This is a genomic window from Dubosiella muris (assembly GCF_004793885.1).
Classification (GTDB): domain Bacteria; phylum Bacillota_I; class Bacilli_A; order Erysipelotrichales; family Erysipelotrichaceae; genus Dubosiella; species Dubosiella muris.
The window spans coordinates 26,364-42,171 of sequence record NZ_SRYG01000011.1 but is presented as its reverse complement, the minus strand read 5'-3'; the positions used below and the strand labels follow the sequence as shown (position 1 = coordinate 42,171).

14 protein-coding genes are annotated in these 15,808 nt (G+C 50.3%); 11 read left to right on the top strand and 3 right to left on the bottom strand.

Annotated elements, in window-relative coordinates; translation table 11 throughout:
- The first annotated feature begins 110 nt into the window (after positions 1-110).
- The 3 genes from dnaX to E5336_RS06390 all read left to right on the top strand — a co-directional run bounded on the left by dnaX (position 111) and on the right by E5336_RS06390 (position 3,379).
- Positions 111-1,871, top strand: a complete 1,761-nt coding sequence (dnaX, locus tag E5336_RS06400; protein WP_135980281.1) for a DNA polymerase III subunit gamma/tau — start codon at positions 111-113, stop codon at positions 1,869-1,871.
- 14 nt (positions 1,872-1,885) lie between these two features.
- Complete coding sequence (recR, locus tag E5336_RS06395; RefSeq protein WP_135980280.1) at positions 1,886-2,476, top strand: recombination mediator RecR; 591 nt, start codon at positions 1,886-1,888, stop codon at positions 2,474-2,476.
- 354 nt (positions 2,477-2,830) lie between these two features.
- On the top strand, positions 2,831-3,379 hold the full coding sequence (locus E5336_RS06390; RefSeq protein ID WP_135980279.1) for a hypothetical protein: 549 nt from the start codon (positions 2,831-2,833) through the stop codon (positions 3,377-3,379).
- Between the two features lie 6 nt (positions 3,380-3,385).
- Here the strand turns inward: E5336_RS06390 and E5336_RS06385 are convergent, their stop codons facing one another.
- Complete coding sequence (locus E5336_RS06385) at positions 3,386-3,934, bottom strand: CYTH domain-containing protein (protein ID WP_135980278.1); 549 nt, start codon at positions 3,932-3,934, stop codon at positions 3,386-3,388.
- Positions 3,935-3,989: 55 nt separating this feature from the next.
- On the opposite strand from E5336_RS06385, the gene E5336_RS06380 reads away from it, so the two are divergent.
- On the top strand, positions 3,990-4,844 hold the full coding sequence (locus tag E5336_RS06380) for an NAD(+)/NADH kinase (protein ID WP_135980277.1): 855 nt from the start codon (positions 3,990-3,992) through the stop codon (positions 4,842-4,844).
- On the opposite strand, the gene E5336_RS06375 is transcribed toward E5336_RS06380, so the two are convergent.
- Positions 4,819-6,069, bottom strand: coding sequence for an FtsW/RodA/SpoVE family cell cycle protein (locus E5336_RS06375; protein ID WP_135980276.1), 1,251 nt, complete (start codon positions 6,067-6,069; stop codon positions 4,819-4,821). The genes E5336_RS06380 and E5336_RS06375 overlap by 26 nt on opposite strands.
- Positions 6,070-6,169: 100 nt before the next feature.
- Here E5336_RS06375 and mutS point away from each other — a divergent pair, with 100 nt between their 5' ends.
- Genes mutS through E5336_RS06340 form a run of 7 tightly spaced genes read left to right on the top strand, consistent with a single transcriptional unit; the run spans position 6,170 to position 14,800 of the window.
- On the top strand, positions 6,170-8,704 hold the full coding sequence (gene mutS, locus E5336_RS06370) for a DNA mismatch repair protein MutS (protein ID WP_135980275.1): 2,535 nt from the start codon (positions 6,170-6,172) through the stop codon (positions 8,702-8,704).
- Positions 8,705-8,707: 3 nt separating this feature from the next.
- Positions 8,708-10,603: a DNA mismatch repair endonuclease MutL gene (mutL, locus tag E5336_RS06365; RefSeq protein ID WP_135980274.1), complete on the top strand. Its 1,896-nt coding sequence runs from the start codon at positions 8,708-8,710 to the stop codon at positions 10,601-10,603.
- The gene (gene miaA, locus E5336_RS06360) at positions 10,596-11,510 is read left to right on the top strand and encodes a tRNA (adenosine(37)-N6)-dimethylallyltransferase MiaA (protein ID WP_135980273.1); all 915 of its coding nucleotides are present in this window, start codon (positions 10,596-10,598) and stop codon (positions 11,508-11,510) included. The genes mutL and miaA overlap by 8 nt, the downstream gene beginning before the upstream one ends.
- Positions 11,494-12,189 (top strand): tRNA threonylcarbamoyladenosine dehydratase, encoded by a 696-nt coding sequence (locus tag E5336_RS06355; protein WP_135980272.1) that lies wholly within the window; start codon positions 11,494-11,496, stop codon positions 12,187-12,189. Before miaA ends, E5336_RS06355 begins: the two co-directional genes overlap by 17 nt.
- Positions 12,186-13,091 carry a diacylglycerol/lipid kinase family protein gene (locus E5336_RS06350; protein WP_135980271.1) on the top strand — a complete coding sequence of 302 codons (906 nt, stop codon included), beginning with the start codon at positions 12,186-12,188 and terminating at the stop codon, positions 13,089-13,091. Before E5336_RS06355 ends, E5336_RS06350 begins: the two co-directional genes overlap by 4 nt.
- Positions 13,019-14,395 (top strand): HlyC/CorC family transporter, encoded by a 1,377-nt coding sequence (locus tag E5336_RS06345; protein ID WP_277820806.1) that lies wholly within the window; start codon positions 13,019-13,021, stop codon positions 14,393-14,395. Before E5336_RS06350 ends, E5336_RS06345 begins: the two co-directional genes overlap by 73 nt.
- Positions 14,396-14,800, top strand: a complete 405-nt coding sequence (locus E5336_RS06340) for a GNAT family N-acetyltransferase (RefSeq protein ID WP_135980269.1) — start codon at positions 14,396-14,398, stop codon at positions 14,798-14,800.
- 39 nt (positions 14,801-14,839) lie between these two features.
- Here E5336_RS06340 and E5336_RS06335 read toward each other — a convergent pair whose 3' ends face one another.
- On the bottom strand, positions 14,840-15,772 hold the full coding sequence (locus E5336_RS06335) for an N-acetylmuramoyl-L-alanine amidase (RefSeq protein ID WP_135980268.1): 933 nt from the start codon (positions 15,770-15,772) through the stop codon (positions 14,840-14,842).
- Positions 15,773-15,808 lie beyond the last annotated feature (36 nt).

The following is a 15,808-nucleotide window of genomic DNA, read 5'->3' as shown; positions in this document are numbered from 1 at the left end:
TCTTTCATTGTATCGGGTTCCGTTTCGGGAAGCAATTCGAAATCCGATGTCCAACAGCGGCGGCTTCTCATGCTATAATGGGAAAGTATATCGGAAAGGAGCGATGACGTATGGCGTATCAGGCGCTTTATCGCAAATACCGGCCATCGAATTTCGAGGAAGTCGTTGGCCAACGGCAAATCATTCAAACGTTGAAAAACGCCGTGCTGCACAACCGGATCTCGCACGCGTATTTGTTTTGCGGACCGCGGGGAACGGGAAAGACTTCGATCGCGAAGATTTTCGCGCGCATGCTCAACTGCACCGATCCTCAAAACGCGCCATGCAATCAATGTCCCAACTGCAAGATGGCGCTGTCCAATTCCCATCCGGATATTATAGAAATCGACGCCGCCAGCAACAATGGCGTGGACGAGGTTCGGAACTTGATCGAGCGGGTGAAATACGCGCCGATGGAAGGCAAATACAAAGTCTATATTATTGACGAGGTGCATATGATGACGACCGGCGCGTTCAACGCGTTGCTCAAAACGATCGAGGAGCCTCCGGAACATGTGATTTTCATTTTTGCGACGACGGAGCCAAACAAAGTGATTCCAACCATCATTTCCCGCTGTCAGCGTTTCGATTTTTCCAAAGTCGCGATCAAGGACATCGTTTCCCGTTTGACGACGGTTTGCCAGGAGGAAGGCATCGACGCCTCGCTGCCGGCTTTGTCGCTCATTGCGGAATTGAGCGATGGCGGCATGCGCGACTCGCTGTCGATTTTGGATCAATGCGTGGCGTATTGCGACAAGCATATCGAGCTGGACGACGTGCGGGAGGTATATGGTGTCGTCACGAAGCAGGACATTGGGCGGCTGTTGATGGATTTAAGCGAGCGCAAAGTGGAAGATGTGATTGAGTTTCTCCATGGCATTGACGAGGACGGTTTCGATTTGAAACGATTCACGGCGGACGCGATTCGCTTATTGAAAGACAGCGTGATTTTGGAGTACTCGGCGAATTCGACGCTTGTGGACGAGAGCACGAAGGAAGTCGTCCATGAGTCGATGAAAAACATTCCCTTGAGCGGACGGATCGCTTTGATGAATTTGTTGATGGACACCTACAGCAAGTTTTCATATGCCAGTCGGATTTTGGATTATATCGAGGGCGCGTTTTTGCAGTTTCTGTCAAATTCGTATTCAGATGCTTCGGCTTCGAATTCTGAAAACATTCCGGTTTCAGAGGTGAAAAAGTACGATTTTTCGAAGAATGAGCCATCTGAACAGTCAGAAATCGGCCAAAAAACAGTGAAAATCCCCCAAAAACAGGGCTTTTCACATCCTATTCCCATTTCTGATGTTTCACGTGAAACAATTATTGACACAAAAAATGCTAATTTTCAGTCCGAGCGCATTCGGTTTGAAGACGAATATGTGCTTGGTTTACTCGTTGGCGCGACGAAATCGGAGCGCCAAAAAGACGCGATGAAATTCAATATTCAAGATCAGCTAATGACAGATTTGAGATGGATTCGCAGTATCAGTTTGCTTAAAAATAGCCAGCTGGTCGCCAGTGGCTCCAATTATGTGCTCGTGGAAACCCAGCATCCGCTCGAAGCGGATGAGCTGAACGAAATGGAATTCAACATCGGTTTCCTGGATTATTTCGAAGGCCTTCTTGGAACACCGAAAAAACTGTTCGCGGTTCCCAAAGCGCAATACGAGCGCGTCGTCCGGCAGTTTCGGGAACGCATGGCCAGCCATGATTTGCCGGAGCCGGTTGTCGTGGAACTGAAAAAGGAACAAAAAACGGAAAATACGAAAAACAACGAGGGAGACTTAATGACAAAAGTGTTTCCAACCATTCAAATTTTTGAAGATTAAAGAGAGGAGTCTGTATGTATCCAAACCAGTTAGAAAATCTGATTTTCGCCTTGCAGCGTCTGCCTGGCGTCGGGGCGAAAACCGCCGAACGATACGCGTTTACCATTTTGGATTGGGACGCGGAAAAACGAAAAGATCTGATCGCGTCTCTGAATGGCATAGATCAAATTCAGCACTGCGAAATTTGCGGGAACTTGAGCAGCGGCAAAATCTGCTCGATATGTGAAAATCACAACCGAAATCAGAACATCATCTGCGTCGTTTCCTATCCGAAAGACATTGTGGCGATTGAGAATATGCAATCGTATGAAGGGGTGTATCATGTGTTGAACGGGTTGATTAACACATCCAAAGGCATCCTGCCGGATATGTTGAACATCAACGCGCTGCTGAAACGGATCAATGAAGAAACAGAGGAAGTGATTCTTGCGGTGGACCCGACGATTGAAGGCGAGACGACCGCGTTGTATTTGGAAAAGCTGCTGCAAGGCCATGTCAAAGTATCAAAGCTGGCGCATGGGATTCCGGTAGGGGGCCATTTGGATTACGCGGATGCCCGAACCTTGGCGAAAGCGTTCGAAGGACGCAGTTCGAACGAAAAGTAGACCATTTCCTTTTTTGAGCGAAGGACGTTTGTATCCTTCGCTTTTTTATCAGCGAAAAGGGATAAAAAAAGGAGGTGAAAAACAGGGAGAAAGGGTGGAAAACACAAACCTTACCAATCATATGATTAAAATCGTAAAAATCAGATTTCTGAATCAAGAGAAAATCAAAAAAAGTTGAAAATATATGAAAATCATATATAAATCATATAATAAAAAGCCAGTGGGAACTAGAAGGCAAAAATGACGTTCTTTTTTCGCTTTTCGCATCCGGACCAATCGGAATAGCTATTCAATATAAAGTATGCTATAATGCATTCGCTGATTTTTATTTATGAAAAAGAGAGGATGATTGGAATGCCTGAAGTCGAAAAAACGATCGACGTTTACTATGATATGGATATTGCGCAGATTTGTCAGCATTTCAACAAATCCCGGAATACAGTCGATAAAGCCATCGCCAAACTTGTCAAAGACAATCCGGATAAAGATTGGAAATATAAAAACCCGGAAACGAAGCGGATCACGATCAAAGCGGAAGGCGTGGAAAAACTGTCGACGTATTTCCGGAAGGAAAAACACGAAGTGTCGGCTGTGGAAATGGAACTTCGCTATGAAAATGAGAAGCTGAAAGCGATCATTGAAGAGAAGGAAAAAGCGGCGAATCAAATCGAGCAACTGTATAAAGAAAGACTGCTGCTGGAACTGGAAAAAAACCGGCAGACGTTTTTGCTGGAAAACCAAACAAAAGAGTCTAAAATTTCCGAATTGGAATCTGAAAATCAGAAATTAAAAAAAGAACTGTCCGAGGCGGAAGAGCTCAAACGCAAAAACGAGGACTATAAAAGAAAAGAAGAAGAATACAATTCGAAATCCTTCTTCTACCGCTTGATGCACAAAATCTAATTTGGCTCAATCTTTCATTGCTCTGGCAATTTTGCTGGAGCAATTTTTTTCATACCGCAATCCAAACGGGGCGAGAAACTCGTTAAACGCCCGCACTCCGTCGTGGTCTTCAAAATATTCATATTCGATTTCATAATCCGTATGGTGCGCGAATGTCGTCTGATCCAGACAAAGCTCGGCGTGGTCGAGTTTTAAAAGACGCCTTGTTGTCGTAAACGAAGCGACTGGCTGAAGTTTATGAACAGGAATATGATACTCCGTCAGCCACGAAAGTACTTGCGGATCGCGGATGGTCGCAATCGTGTCGGCGTCGACCGGACGTTCCAGCTCGATGAGCGTGATCGGGTCGATCCGTTTTTTCAATGTGAAAATCCGTGTGTCTTTCGTAGTTCGGATCCGCAGCGCGCAACCCGCGTCGCGCACTTGCGAATCGGGCGTGTCGAAATACACATTGGTTTGCGTGCGGCAAACCGGAAAATCACAGGAAGATAAAATCTCATCGTACTTTTGCCTGGAAAGCAGAAGTTTCAACTCACGTTCTTTATTTTCGTACATTGTCTATCACCTTCTGTTTTCATGATACAATGAACAGGAAACAAACAAAAGCACGATGAGCCAAATCACCAAGGAATCAAAGGATACGCACGAGGAAGGGGGGAGCGAAGTTTCCTGCACGTATCCACTTCGCAATCCGATGAAATTCAATATCGTCGATCGTTCCGATCCCAATTCGGTTCAAATCGCGGCCTACATCCGGTCGCAATGTGAAAAACGAGGGTGGATTTACGATCCGGACCAACCGGAAATCATTTTATGCATTGGCGGCGACGGAACGCTGTTGCGGGCCATCCACCAGTATTTGGAGCAGCTGGATCGCATCGCCTTTATCGGTATCCATACGGGAACGCTTGGTTTTTTTACCGATTACACCCAGCAGGAAGTTGAAATGTTTTTAGAGGACATTGAAAAAGGCGAGCCGGACATCGAGCAGTCTCCGCTTCTGGCAATGAAACTGGAAAACGGGGAAACGATTTACTCTTTGAACGAAATGCGCATCGAATCGTTTTCCAAAACGTTGATTCTCGATATTTATTTGGATCATGAGTTTTTCGAACGCGCGACCGGTTCCGGCATTTGCGTTTCTTCGCAAGCCGGTTCGACCGCTGTGAACCGCGCCCTTAACGGAGCCGTGATCGACAGCGGACTGGAAGTGATGCAGTTATGTGAAATCATGCCTATTTCCCATAAAAACCACCACTCTTTGCGCAATCCGTACATTATGAACACTAACCGGGTCATTACGATTTTATCGAAAGAGCTTGGAGAGGCGCATGTATGCTACGACCATCTCGAGCGATCGCTGGCCGGCAACGAACGAGTGGAAATCTGGACATCCGAAAAAAAAGTGCGATTCGCCCGATATCGCACGTATTCCTATCTTAAACGTTTGAAGAACCTTTATTAGCCGAGGTTCTTTTCTTCAACTTTCCAATTCGAATGCCTTTTTTCCGCGCCTGCGGACTGGAATTCGAAATGAATCCAAAGGCGATAAAATAGGAAAGGATACTACTGCCGCCATACGAGATAAGCGGCAAGGTGATACCCGTGATCGGCAGCAAGCCGACGATCATGCCCAGGTTTTGGATTTGCTGGTAAAACAGCATGCCGATAACGCCGATGACGATCAAGCGGTCGGTCCGGTTGCGCATATTGTAGGCGATCTTGCACAAATACAAGTCGAGTCCAAAACACGAAAGCACGATCACCGTCGTGCCAATCAAACCAAAGCTTTGACCAAACGCCGCGAAAATAAAGTCCGTATGGGCCTCGGGAATCGCGATGATGTTAGGCTGCAAGCCATAGCCGGTCAGCCCCGAGCTGCCTAAAGAAAGCAGGGCGGTGTACAACTGGTTGGAGCTGCCCCGAATGTTGCTTTCGGGATCCAGCCAGGCGTCGATGCGCTGCAAGCGGTAGCTGGAAACAAACGAGTGCAGGAAATCCTCCTGGAAAAAATACAAGTAGAAAAAGCCGCCAATGGCGAGAACCGCCAAACTGAGCAAAATCCAAATATACTGCTTCCGGATCCCCGAGCACATAAGCATGACGAGAATCGTGACGAAGATAATGATGCAAACGCCCGTGTCCGGTTGAAGAAAAATGAGCACCAGCGGCGGCAGCACGACTTTTCCGATTTCCCACAGCATGTGCAAATCGTCATGCATGGTCGGGTTTTTATGCTTTTTCTGAAAGCTCGTAATCGTTTGCGCCGTCATGACAATCAGGACGATCTTCAAAAACTCCGAAGGCTGAAAACTCGATATGAACGGGATCTGAAACCAGGAAACCGCGCCGTTGAGCGTCGGAGCGAGCGGGAGGTTGAAGTGAAGCAGCCGGGAACAGACCATCGACAAAAACAAGTACACCAGACATCCCATCAAAAAGTTGTAGGCCGGCCGCATGTAGCGGTACAAGACCCGGTTGTGAAAATAGCCGATGATCCCCATCGTCGTGAAGCCGACGATGTACCAGATGACCTGCATCACAAGATAGCGGGTACCCGATCCGATACTGATCAAATTAAACGATGTATATAAAGCAAGACAGCTGAGCGCGCACATCCAAAGCAAAATGAGAATAAAGCCGATGTCGATTCGCAAAGTGTGTTTTCCGATTTTGATTTTATGTTTCACAAATGACCCCCTTGTTTTCATAGTATATCACTAAGGCGAAAAGATTTGGTATAATGAAAAACAAGGATTTCTTGAAGATGGATAGAAAGGACGAAGAAACGTGCCAAAAAAACAGCAATACACTCCGATGATGCAGCATTATTTAAAGCTGAAAGAAGAAAACCAGGACTCGATCCTCTTTTACAGGCTCGGCGATTTTTACGAAATGTTTTTCGAAGACGCCAAAACGGCCTCCAGGGAACTCGACCTTGTCCTGACCGGCCGCTCGGCGGGCGTCGAAGAAAAAGTGCCGATGTGCGGCATCCCGTTCCACGCCGCGCAGGCTTACATTCAGCGTCTCATCAAAAAAGGCTACAAGGTGGCGATTTGCGAGCAGCTGTCCGATCCATCCCAATCCAAAGGGCTCGTGGATCGGGACATTATCAAAATCGTGACGCCCGGCACGTACATGGAGGAAACGTCTGAATCCAAAGCAAGCAACTATTTAGCCGCCATTCATATGAATGGCTATGAAGTGTGCGTTTTGTATTGCGAGCTGAGTACAGGCGAGCTTCGAAGCCAAAAGCTGGAGCGCTCGCTCGTCCGGCTGCAAAAAGCGCTGCTGGAAATGAATGTGAGCGAAATCGTCGTGGATTCCACAATGGATAAACGATGGAAAGCGGCGTTTGAGGAACTGGACCGCTTTTTGATTTCGACCCATAAAAAAAGCCCGCTGGAGCCCGACGATGAAAAGCTGCTGACCGAAAACGACGAGTCGATGCGCGAAACGCTGGGCTTGCTGATGGGGTATTTGAAAAAGACCCAGAAGCAGCACATCGACCATTTTTTCCAAATCGAGAAAATGGACCAGGACCATATCCTTCAAATGGATTACGACACGAAACAGCATCTCGAGCTGACCGAAAGCCGTTCCAACGCCGCCAAAGCCATCTCCCTTTGGGAGTTCATGGATCGGACGCAAAGCGCCATGGGCGCAAGGCTTCTCAAACAGTGGATCGTCGCTCCGCTCATCGAACAAGGCCCGATCGAACAGCGCCAGGACGCGATCGAGCAGCTGATGGACGACTTCATGCTGCGGGAACAGCTGAAAGATCATTTGGGGTTTATTTACGACATGGAACGCCTGGCTTCCCGGATCGCGTACGGCAACGCCAGCCCGCGCGACATCATCCAGCTTGTCGCCTCGCTCGAGCACGCCGCGCCGATTCTCGAGATGGCCGGCCGGCTGGAAGCGTATCCGCAGTTTCAATCGGTTCCCACATGCCAGAGCTTGTATGAAACGATTCAGGGCGCGATCGTGGACGAGCCGCCTTTGACGCTAAAAGAGGGCGGCGTGTTTCGGGCCGGCTACTCCGAAGAGCTGGACGAAGTGAAAAAAATCGCGGATGAGGGGCAAAACTACATCATCGCTCTGGAACAAAAAGAACGGGAACGGACCGAAGTGCGGTCGTTGAAAATCGGCTACAACCGCGTGTTTGGATACTATATCGAAGTGCGGAACGGAAATCTTGAACGAATCAAGCCGGAATTCGGCTATGTGGCCAAGCAGACACTGGCCAACGCCACCCGTTTTATAACCCAGGAATTGAAAGAGGAGGAGGAAAAGATCCTCCACGCCCAGGAACGGAAAGTGAAGCTGGAAATGGAGCTGTTCCAGCAGCTGCTGGCGACCATCAAGGCGAATCTTTTCGATTTGCATACGTGCGCCCACGCTTTGGCGACTGTCGACGTGCTCGTGGCGCTGGCCGAACTGGCGGGCAAGGAAGGCTATGTGCGGCCCCGATTCAACGCCAGCCACCGCGTGGAAGTGCTCGAAGGCAAGCATCCGATTTTGGATGCGCGCATGAGCGCGTACATTTCTAACGACTGGATCATGGACGAGCAGGAGCACATCGAACTCATTACCGGACCGAACATGGGCGGAAAGTCGACGTATATGCGTCAAAACGCGCTGCTCGTTATTATGGCGCAAATGGGAAGTTTCATCCCGGCGCGCAGCGCGAACCTGCCGTTGTTCGACCGGATCTTTACCCGGATCGGGGCGAGCGACGATTTGCTGACGGGCAAATCGACTTTTATGATGGAAATGATGGAAGCCAACGCGGCCCTCCAGTACGCCACGGCCGACTCGCTCATTATTTTTGACGAAATTGGCCGCGGAACGGCGACATACGACGGTATGGCGATCGCCCAGGCGATGCTTGAATACATTGACGCGGCCCTCCAAGCCAAGACACTGTTTTCCACTCATTACCACGAACTGACGAATTTGGAAGAAGAGCACGCCACGATGAAAAACGTCCACGTCGACGTGCAGGAAAAGAAAGGCGAAATCGAGTTTCGCTACCGCATCGTCAAAGGCAAGGCGGACAAGTCGTATGGCATCAACGTGGCCCGGCTCGCTAAACTGCCCAAAGTCGTGCTGGAGCGCGCTTCCAGCTTGCTGAAAGGATTCGAGTCGCAAGACAACACAAGCGGATACCAGCCTAATTTGTTTATCATGGACGAAGTCAAGCCGGAAAAATCGAAGCTGATCCAAAAATTGCAAACGATCGACGTCGACGAGCTGACTCCCCGGGAGGCGCTGGCTTGCTTGTACGAGCTGAAAAAGCTGCAAGAGGAAATCGAGGAATAAACCATGGCGAAAATACACGTATTGAGTGAACATTTATCCAACATGATTGCGGCGGGCGAAGTCGTGGAGCGGCCCGCCAACATTGTCAAAGAATGCGTTGAAAACAGCATCGACGCTCAGGCGACTTCGATTTCGATCGAGGCGTGGGAAGGCGGCATCGACAAGCTCGTCATCACGGACGACGGGCTGGGCATGGCGGCCGAAGACACGGCGCTGGCATTTGTGCGGCACGCCACGAGCAAGATTTTGGACGAAGACGACTTGTTCAACATCCAGACGATGGGCTTTCGCGGGGAGGCGCTTCCTTCCATCGCGGCGGTCGCGCATGTGGAATTGAAAACGAACAACGGCCAGGAGGCGACGGAAGTCGTCTACGATTATGGCGAGAAAATCAAAGAAGAGGCGACAAGCTGTCCGGCGGGTACGCGAATCGAGGTGACGGGTCTTTTTTACAAGACGCCGGCCCGATTCAAATACTTGCGAAAGTCGAATTACGAGTTTTCGGTTATCGCGGAACTCGTCAACAAGCTCGCGCTGTCGTACCCTCACATTCGTTTTTCGCTTTCCCACAATGGACGGCTTGTTTTTCAAACGAGCGGAAAAGGCAACATTTTGGAAATCATTTACCAAATGTACGGGAAAGAGGTGGCGTCCGCCGCCGAAGCCTTCGATTCCCGGACTTTGGATTTTCATATCCACGGGTACGCGATCCAGCCCAAAATCAACCGCGCGACGAAATATTTCATGTTTATTAGCGTCAACCACCGGCTCGTTCGCAGTCTTCCGCTGCAAAACGCGATCATCGACGCGTACCATGAATTCATGCCGCCCAACCGTTACCCGATTTTTTTGATCGACATCGAAGTCGATCCGCAGCTCGTCGACGTCAACGTGCATCCCAACAAATGGGAAATCCGGCTCACGAAACAAAACGATCTCGTCGAATTAATTCGACAAACGATTGCCGGCTTGTTTGAAGAAAAACTGAAAACGGTGGAAGTCGATCCGAAACGGGTCGTCGTGTCGCGCACGTCGCAGGACGAGCCCGTGGTGGAACAGCCGGCGCTCGCCCTGGATCCGGAATCGCCCCGACTGGAAAAAGTCAAGAGGGAACCTGTTTTCAACGACACGCCGGCGCCATCGGCTCAATCGTATGAATATCATAAGAAAAACTTTATGAGCATGGTGGAGGAGGAGCCGGTTCCTCCGGCTGCGCCCGCACAAGAGCCGCCGGTCGTGTCGGAATCCACGGAAACCGTGATGGCGTCGATTGCCTCGACGAAGGAAAAACACGTCGAGAACCACGCGCTCGGTCACGATTTCTTTGGCCATCTTCGCATTATCGGCCAGTTGAAGTCGTCGTATATTTTGTGTGAAAACGAAGAAGGGCTCGTCATTATCGACCAGCACGCGGCGCAGGAGCGTTACCACTATGAGCAGCTGCGCGCGCGGTTTTTGACGCCAACGACGAAAACGCAAACCCTTATGCTGCCGATGCAGGTGCATGTGAGCGCGTCGGTGATGGCCCATGTGGAAACGATCAATGAAAAGATCGCGTACTTCGGACTGCGGTTCGAACCGTTCGGGCAGGACCGGCTTCTCGTCCGGGAAGTGCCGGTTTGGCTCAAACAGGTGGACGAGCAGGCGTTTTTGGACGACTTGATCGCGTTCTTTATGCGGGATTTGCACGTCGACCTGGCGAAAATCCAAAAGCATATGATCGCGACGATGGCGTGTCACTCCTCGATTCGATTCAACCGGAATCTTTCGATGGACGAGATGCGGCAAGTCATCGCCGACTTGCAAAAATGCGAACAGCCGTATCATTGTCCGCATGGCAGGCCGACCGTCATCACTTTAAGCGACGGCGACCTTAGAAAGGAATTTGAACGTGGCTAAACAAAAAGTGCTGGCAATCGTCGGTCCAACGGGTGTCGGCAAAACGAGTTTGTCCATCACGTGTGCCCGGCTGTTTGACGGGGAAGTCATTTCCGGCGACAGCATGCAGGTGTATCGGGGAATGGATATCGGGACCGCGAAAATCAAAGACGAGGAAAAACAAGGCATCCGGCATTATTTGCTGGATATCCAATCGTATGATCAGCCGTTTCATGTGATGGCGTTTCAGGAAAAATGCCGGGCGGCGATCGAGTCGGCCGCCAGCCACCACAAGCTGCCTATCGTGTGCGGCGGGACCGGGCTGTATTTGAAAGCGGCGCTGTATGATTACGAGTTTGAAGAGCAGCCTGGTGACAAGGCGTACGAAAAGGAGCTAGAGGGGATGGAAACGAGCGCGCTGTACGAGCGTTTGAAACAAGAAGATCCCGCTTCGACTAAGACAATCCATCCAAACAACCGGAAGCGAATTATCCGGGCGCTGCAAATCGCCCGTTCGGGAACGACGAAGAGCGAACGCGAGGCGGCGCAGCGGCACGAGCCGCTGTACGACATTTTATGGATTGGCCTGGATTTGGAGCGAAGCCGGCTCATGGAGCGAATCGACGAGCGGGTCGAGCAAATGTTCGCCCAGGGACTGGTCGAGGAGGCGAGCCGTTTGTTTTCGGATCCCAAGACGTGGGAATACACGAGTTTTCAAGGCATTGGCTACAAGGAGTTCAAACCATATTTTTTAAAGGAATGGTCCGAGGAAATGGTGAAGGAAAAAATCAAGATCCACACCCGCCAGTACGCGAAACGGCAAATGACGTGGTTCAATCACCAGATCCCGGTGCGCTGGTTTGAAAAAACGGATCAGGATTCGATCTTGAAAACGGTGAAGGAGTGGTACGATGACAAAGGCGAATGAACGCAGCGAGTTGCTGCTGGGGCGCGACTCGATCCAAAACCTGCAAACGAAATGGGTTTTGGTCGTGGGCGTCGGCGGTGTGGGCGGCATGTGCATCGAAGCGTTGGCACGCAGCGGAATCGGCCATCTTGTTTTGGTGGATCGGGACATTGTCGAAGCGTCCAATATCAACCGCCAGCTTGTCGCGACGTTTGAAAGCGTGGGCCGGAAAAAGGTAGAGGTATGGAAAGAGCGAATCGCTTCGCTCGCGCCAAAAACGCAAGTCGTCGCCATTCATGGAACGTATGATGGTCATATGAACGAGGTACTGGATCAATACCCGATCGACTTTGTGGTCGACTGCATCGACTCGATTTCTTCCAAGCAGGATTTGATTCGCTACGCCCTGGATCGAAACATTCCGTTTATTTGCAGCATGGGGATGGCGCGCCGAAAGGACCCGTGTAAAATTCAAGTGATGGAGCTAGAAAAGACGAGTTACGATCCGATGGCGAAACGGCTGCGCGTCTGGAAGCGGAAAGAGCGGATCCGGAAAAAAATCATGGTGGCGGCTTCCAGCGAGATTCCAGTCAAAGTCGAGGCGGGCGAGCCGCTGCCAAGCATGATGTTCGTTCCGGCGGCGGCCGGACTCGCGCTTGCGCACTATTGCGTCGAGCAGCTGAAAGGATCCGGTCAATGAAAACCGTTTTGATTGTCAATGGCCTGGCGGACGCGTCGCGTCGGGCCGCGCTTCTGGCGCAAGTCGAGCAATGGCGGATCGGGCGAGATGTCAAAGTGGAATGGACCCGCTATCCGGAACACGCGACCCATATCGCCCGTCATTACGCCTTGCAAAAAAAGCCGGTTCACTTGTTTTCGTGTGGCGGGGACGGCTTGCTGCATGAAATCGTGAACGGAATCGTGCACGCCGGGCATGTGCTGCTTTCGATTTGCCCGATTGGAACGGGAAACGATTTCGTCAAGTCGTTTCCGGAATACGAGCTGACGGATTTTTTGGATTTGACCCGTTACGAGCGGCCCCGGCATATGGAGTGCGACGTGTTGTGTATGCATGGCGAGTACGCGATCAACACGATTTCGTTTGGTTTCGATGTCCATGTGGCGAAGGCGGTCAACGAATGCCGGAAAAAATTTCCGGGAACCGGGATCGTTCCCTACACGTTTGGCATGGCGAAAAGCTTGCTCAAGCCGCTGAACGTGTCGTTGTCGCTGGCAATCGACGGCGTGGACAGTCTAAAAAAGGACTACGCGTTTGTCGTGCTGGGCAACGGAAGGTTTTATGGTGGCGGATACCAGCCTTGTCCGGATGGACAAGTCGACGACGGAAAAATGGATGTGTGTTTGATTCACGACATTCAAAAATATCAAATCGTCCGGTTTTCCAAAGCGTACGCGCGCGGCGAGCATGTGGCGTTTGAGAAAATCGTGACGATGAAAACCGCGTCTTTGGTGCATGTCGATACGAATGGCCGCGTCGTTTATGCGAATATGGATGGGGAAGTGCGCAAATGCCGGGATCCATGGATCGGGATCGTTCCCGGCGCGGTGCGGCTGGCTTTACCCGCAAGGACAAAGGAGTGAAACAATTCATGAATGAAGACATATGGAAACAAATCGTTGTACTGCTGATTTTATTGCTGTTGTCGGGCTTTTTCTCTTCAGCCGAAACGTCGCTGGTCGCCGTGAGCAAAATCAAGATTCGCAGCATGGCGGAATCCGGGGTGAAACGCGCGCAGACGTTGATGAAGATTTTTGAAAACGACGCGAAAATGCTAAGCGCTATTTTGATTGGAAACAACCTGGTCAATACGTACGCGGCTAGTATCGCTTCGATGATCGCGTTGTCGTTTGGCGGCAGCGCGGCGGTCAGCGTCGCGACGTTCATTATCACGTTTTTGATTTTGGTCTTTGGTGAAATCACGCCAAAGACGATCGCCACCCAAAACGCCGAAAAGCTGGCGCTGGCGTACGGTCCGGTCATTTTGTTTTTGATGCGCATCCTGACGCCGGTCATTTGGTTCATCAACTTGTTTAGCGCCTGCATCTTAAAGATTCTTGGCGTTGGCAAAGATTCCAGACCGAGCATGACCGAGTCGGAACTGCGCACGATCGTCGACGTGTCCCACGAGGAGGGCGTGATTGAGGAAGACGAGAAGGAAATGATCAACAACGTGTTCGATTTGGGCGACGCGGTGGCCAAAGACGTCATGGTGCCGCGGGTGTACGTCGTGATGGCGGATGTGGAAAGCAGCTACGACGATTTGATCCGTCTTTTCCGGGAAGAGCAGTTTACCCGGATCCCGATTTACGAAGGCAATGTGGACAATATTATCGGCTTGATCAATATGAAAGATTTGCTTTTGTATGAAGATCTGGAGCACTTCGACATTCGCAAGATTTTGCGAAAACCGTATTTTACGGTTGAAAACAAAAACGTTTCGGACTTGCTGATGGAAATGAAGCAATCGACATTCAATTTGGCGATTGTGCTCGATGAATACGGCGAAGTGGCCGGCATCGTCACGGTGGAAGATATCGTAGAGGAAATCGTCGGGGAAGTGCAGGACGAATACGACGCGCATGAAATGGAGAACATTCAAAAAATCGACGATCACACCTACGATATAAAAGGCTTTATCAATTTGCATGATTTGAACGACGAGCTTCATCTTCATTTGGACAGCGAGGACTTTGATTCGATTGGCGGTTTGATTATCGACCGGCTTGGTCGTCTGCCGCAGCTCAACGACCAGGTGACGCTGGAAAACGGCATTATCCTGCAAGTGAAAAAAATCGACAAAAACCGCATCGAGGAAGTCCGGCTTATTTTGCCGGTGTGCGCGGAAGACGCGGAAATCGTAGAAACCGAGAAAGCGAAAAAATAAATGGAGTTCGTGATTCGGGAATATACGACGTACGACGAGCAGGAAATCGTATCGCTATACGAGCGAGTCGGATGGCGGGCATACACGAAAGAGCCGGAACGTCTGAAACGGGCGTTTTCCCGTTCTCTGAAAATTTACGGCGCATACCAGAAAAAGAAACTGGCAGGCCTGATCCGGGTCGTTGGAGATGGCGTTTCGGTCGTCTTCATTCAAGACTTGCTCGTCGATCCGGCAGCGCAAGGCAAAGGGATTGGCAGCGCTTTGCTGCAAACGATCCTTCAGGATTATCAGGATGTCTATCAAATTCATCTGGTGACGGACCATAACAGAAAAATGATTCGTTTTTATCAAAAAAACGGTTTGGTTAAAGACCGGGACTGGAACGGCTGCGCCTTTACAAAATAAAAATCTGAATTCCTATCGAATTCAGATTTTTTTGTAGGATCAGTTCGTGTTCGGAACTTGCTCAGCCGAGGATGAATTGGCGGCGGCTTGCGCGGCTTCCTGTTCGGCCTTTTCTTTCGCTCGGGCTTCCTCCACTTTTTTTCGTTCTTCTTCCGGCAGGTTTTCCGCGATCACGTTCGGATTTTTCGCCAGATCCTGCCGTTCGGTCGGCCCTGGATTGTCGGCGATGTATTGGCAATACGCCTTGGCGATCGCCTTGCAGATTTTGTCCTTGGTGGCTTCGGTGTTGAGCTCGTTGACTTCGTTGGCGTTGGTCAAGTAGCCAAGCTCGATGAGCATGGAAGGGGATTTGACCATGTCGACGATTTGAAGCGGATAACCCTCGGTCGACCAGCCACCGTTGTTTTTGCTCCAGGGAATCGCCTCCAGATTTTTCACGATGTACGAGTAAATCGTATCGCTGGCGACGTCGTCTTTACGTACATACGATTCATAGCCGTATTCGCTGTTGTCTTCCCGCGAGTTGAAGTGGACGGATAAGACGTAATCCGGATCCTTTTCGTAAATTAAATTAGTTCGGCCATTGAGATCGTCCAGCGCGTAATTGTAGGAATTGACGTTTTCCCACGGGATCTCGTCGCTGTTGTGCGTGTAAATGACTTCGATGTTCGGATTGTACTGCTGGATGTACTCGCCGATTTTCAGCGCGTATTCGAGGCTGTATTGCTTTTCGGCTTTGTTTGAAGTCGAGATGGCGCCACCATCCATCCCGCCATGTCCGGGGTCGATCAGGACAACGGCGTTGGTGTCGACTTTGTAAGCCGTCTGATCCGGATCGTTTCGATTCGCTTCATGTTCCTCTTTGGAAAGAAGAGGACGCAGGACACTCCATGCGATCGTGATGCCAAGCAGCGTCAAAACGACTTTGACCCACGTCCGCAGTTTTCTTTTCTTTCTCTTTTTTTGATTCATGGGAAGATTATAGCACACGATATATCGGGGGATTAT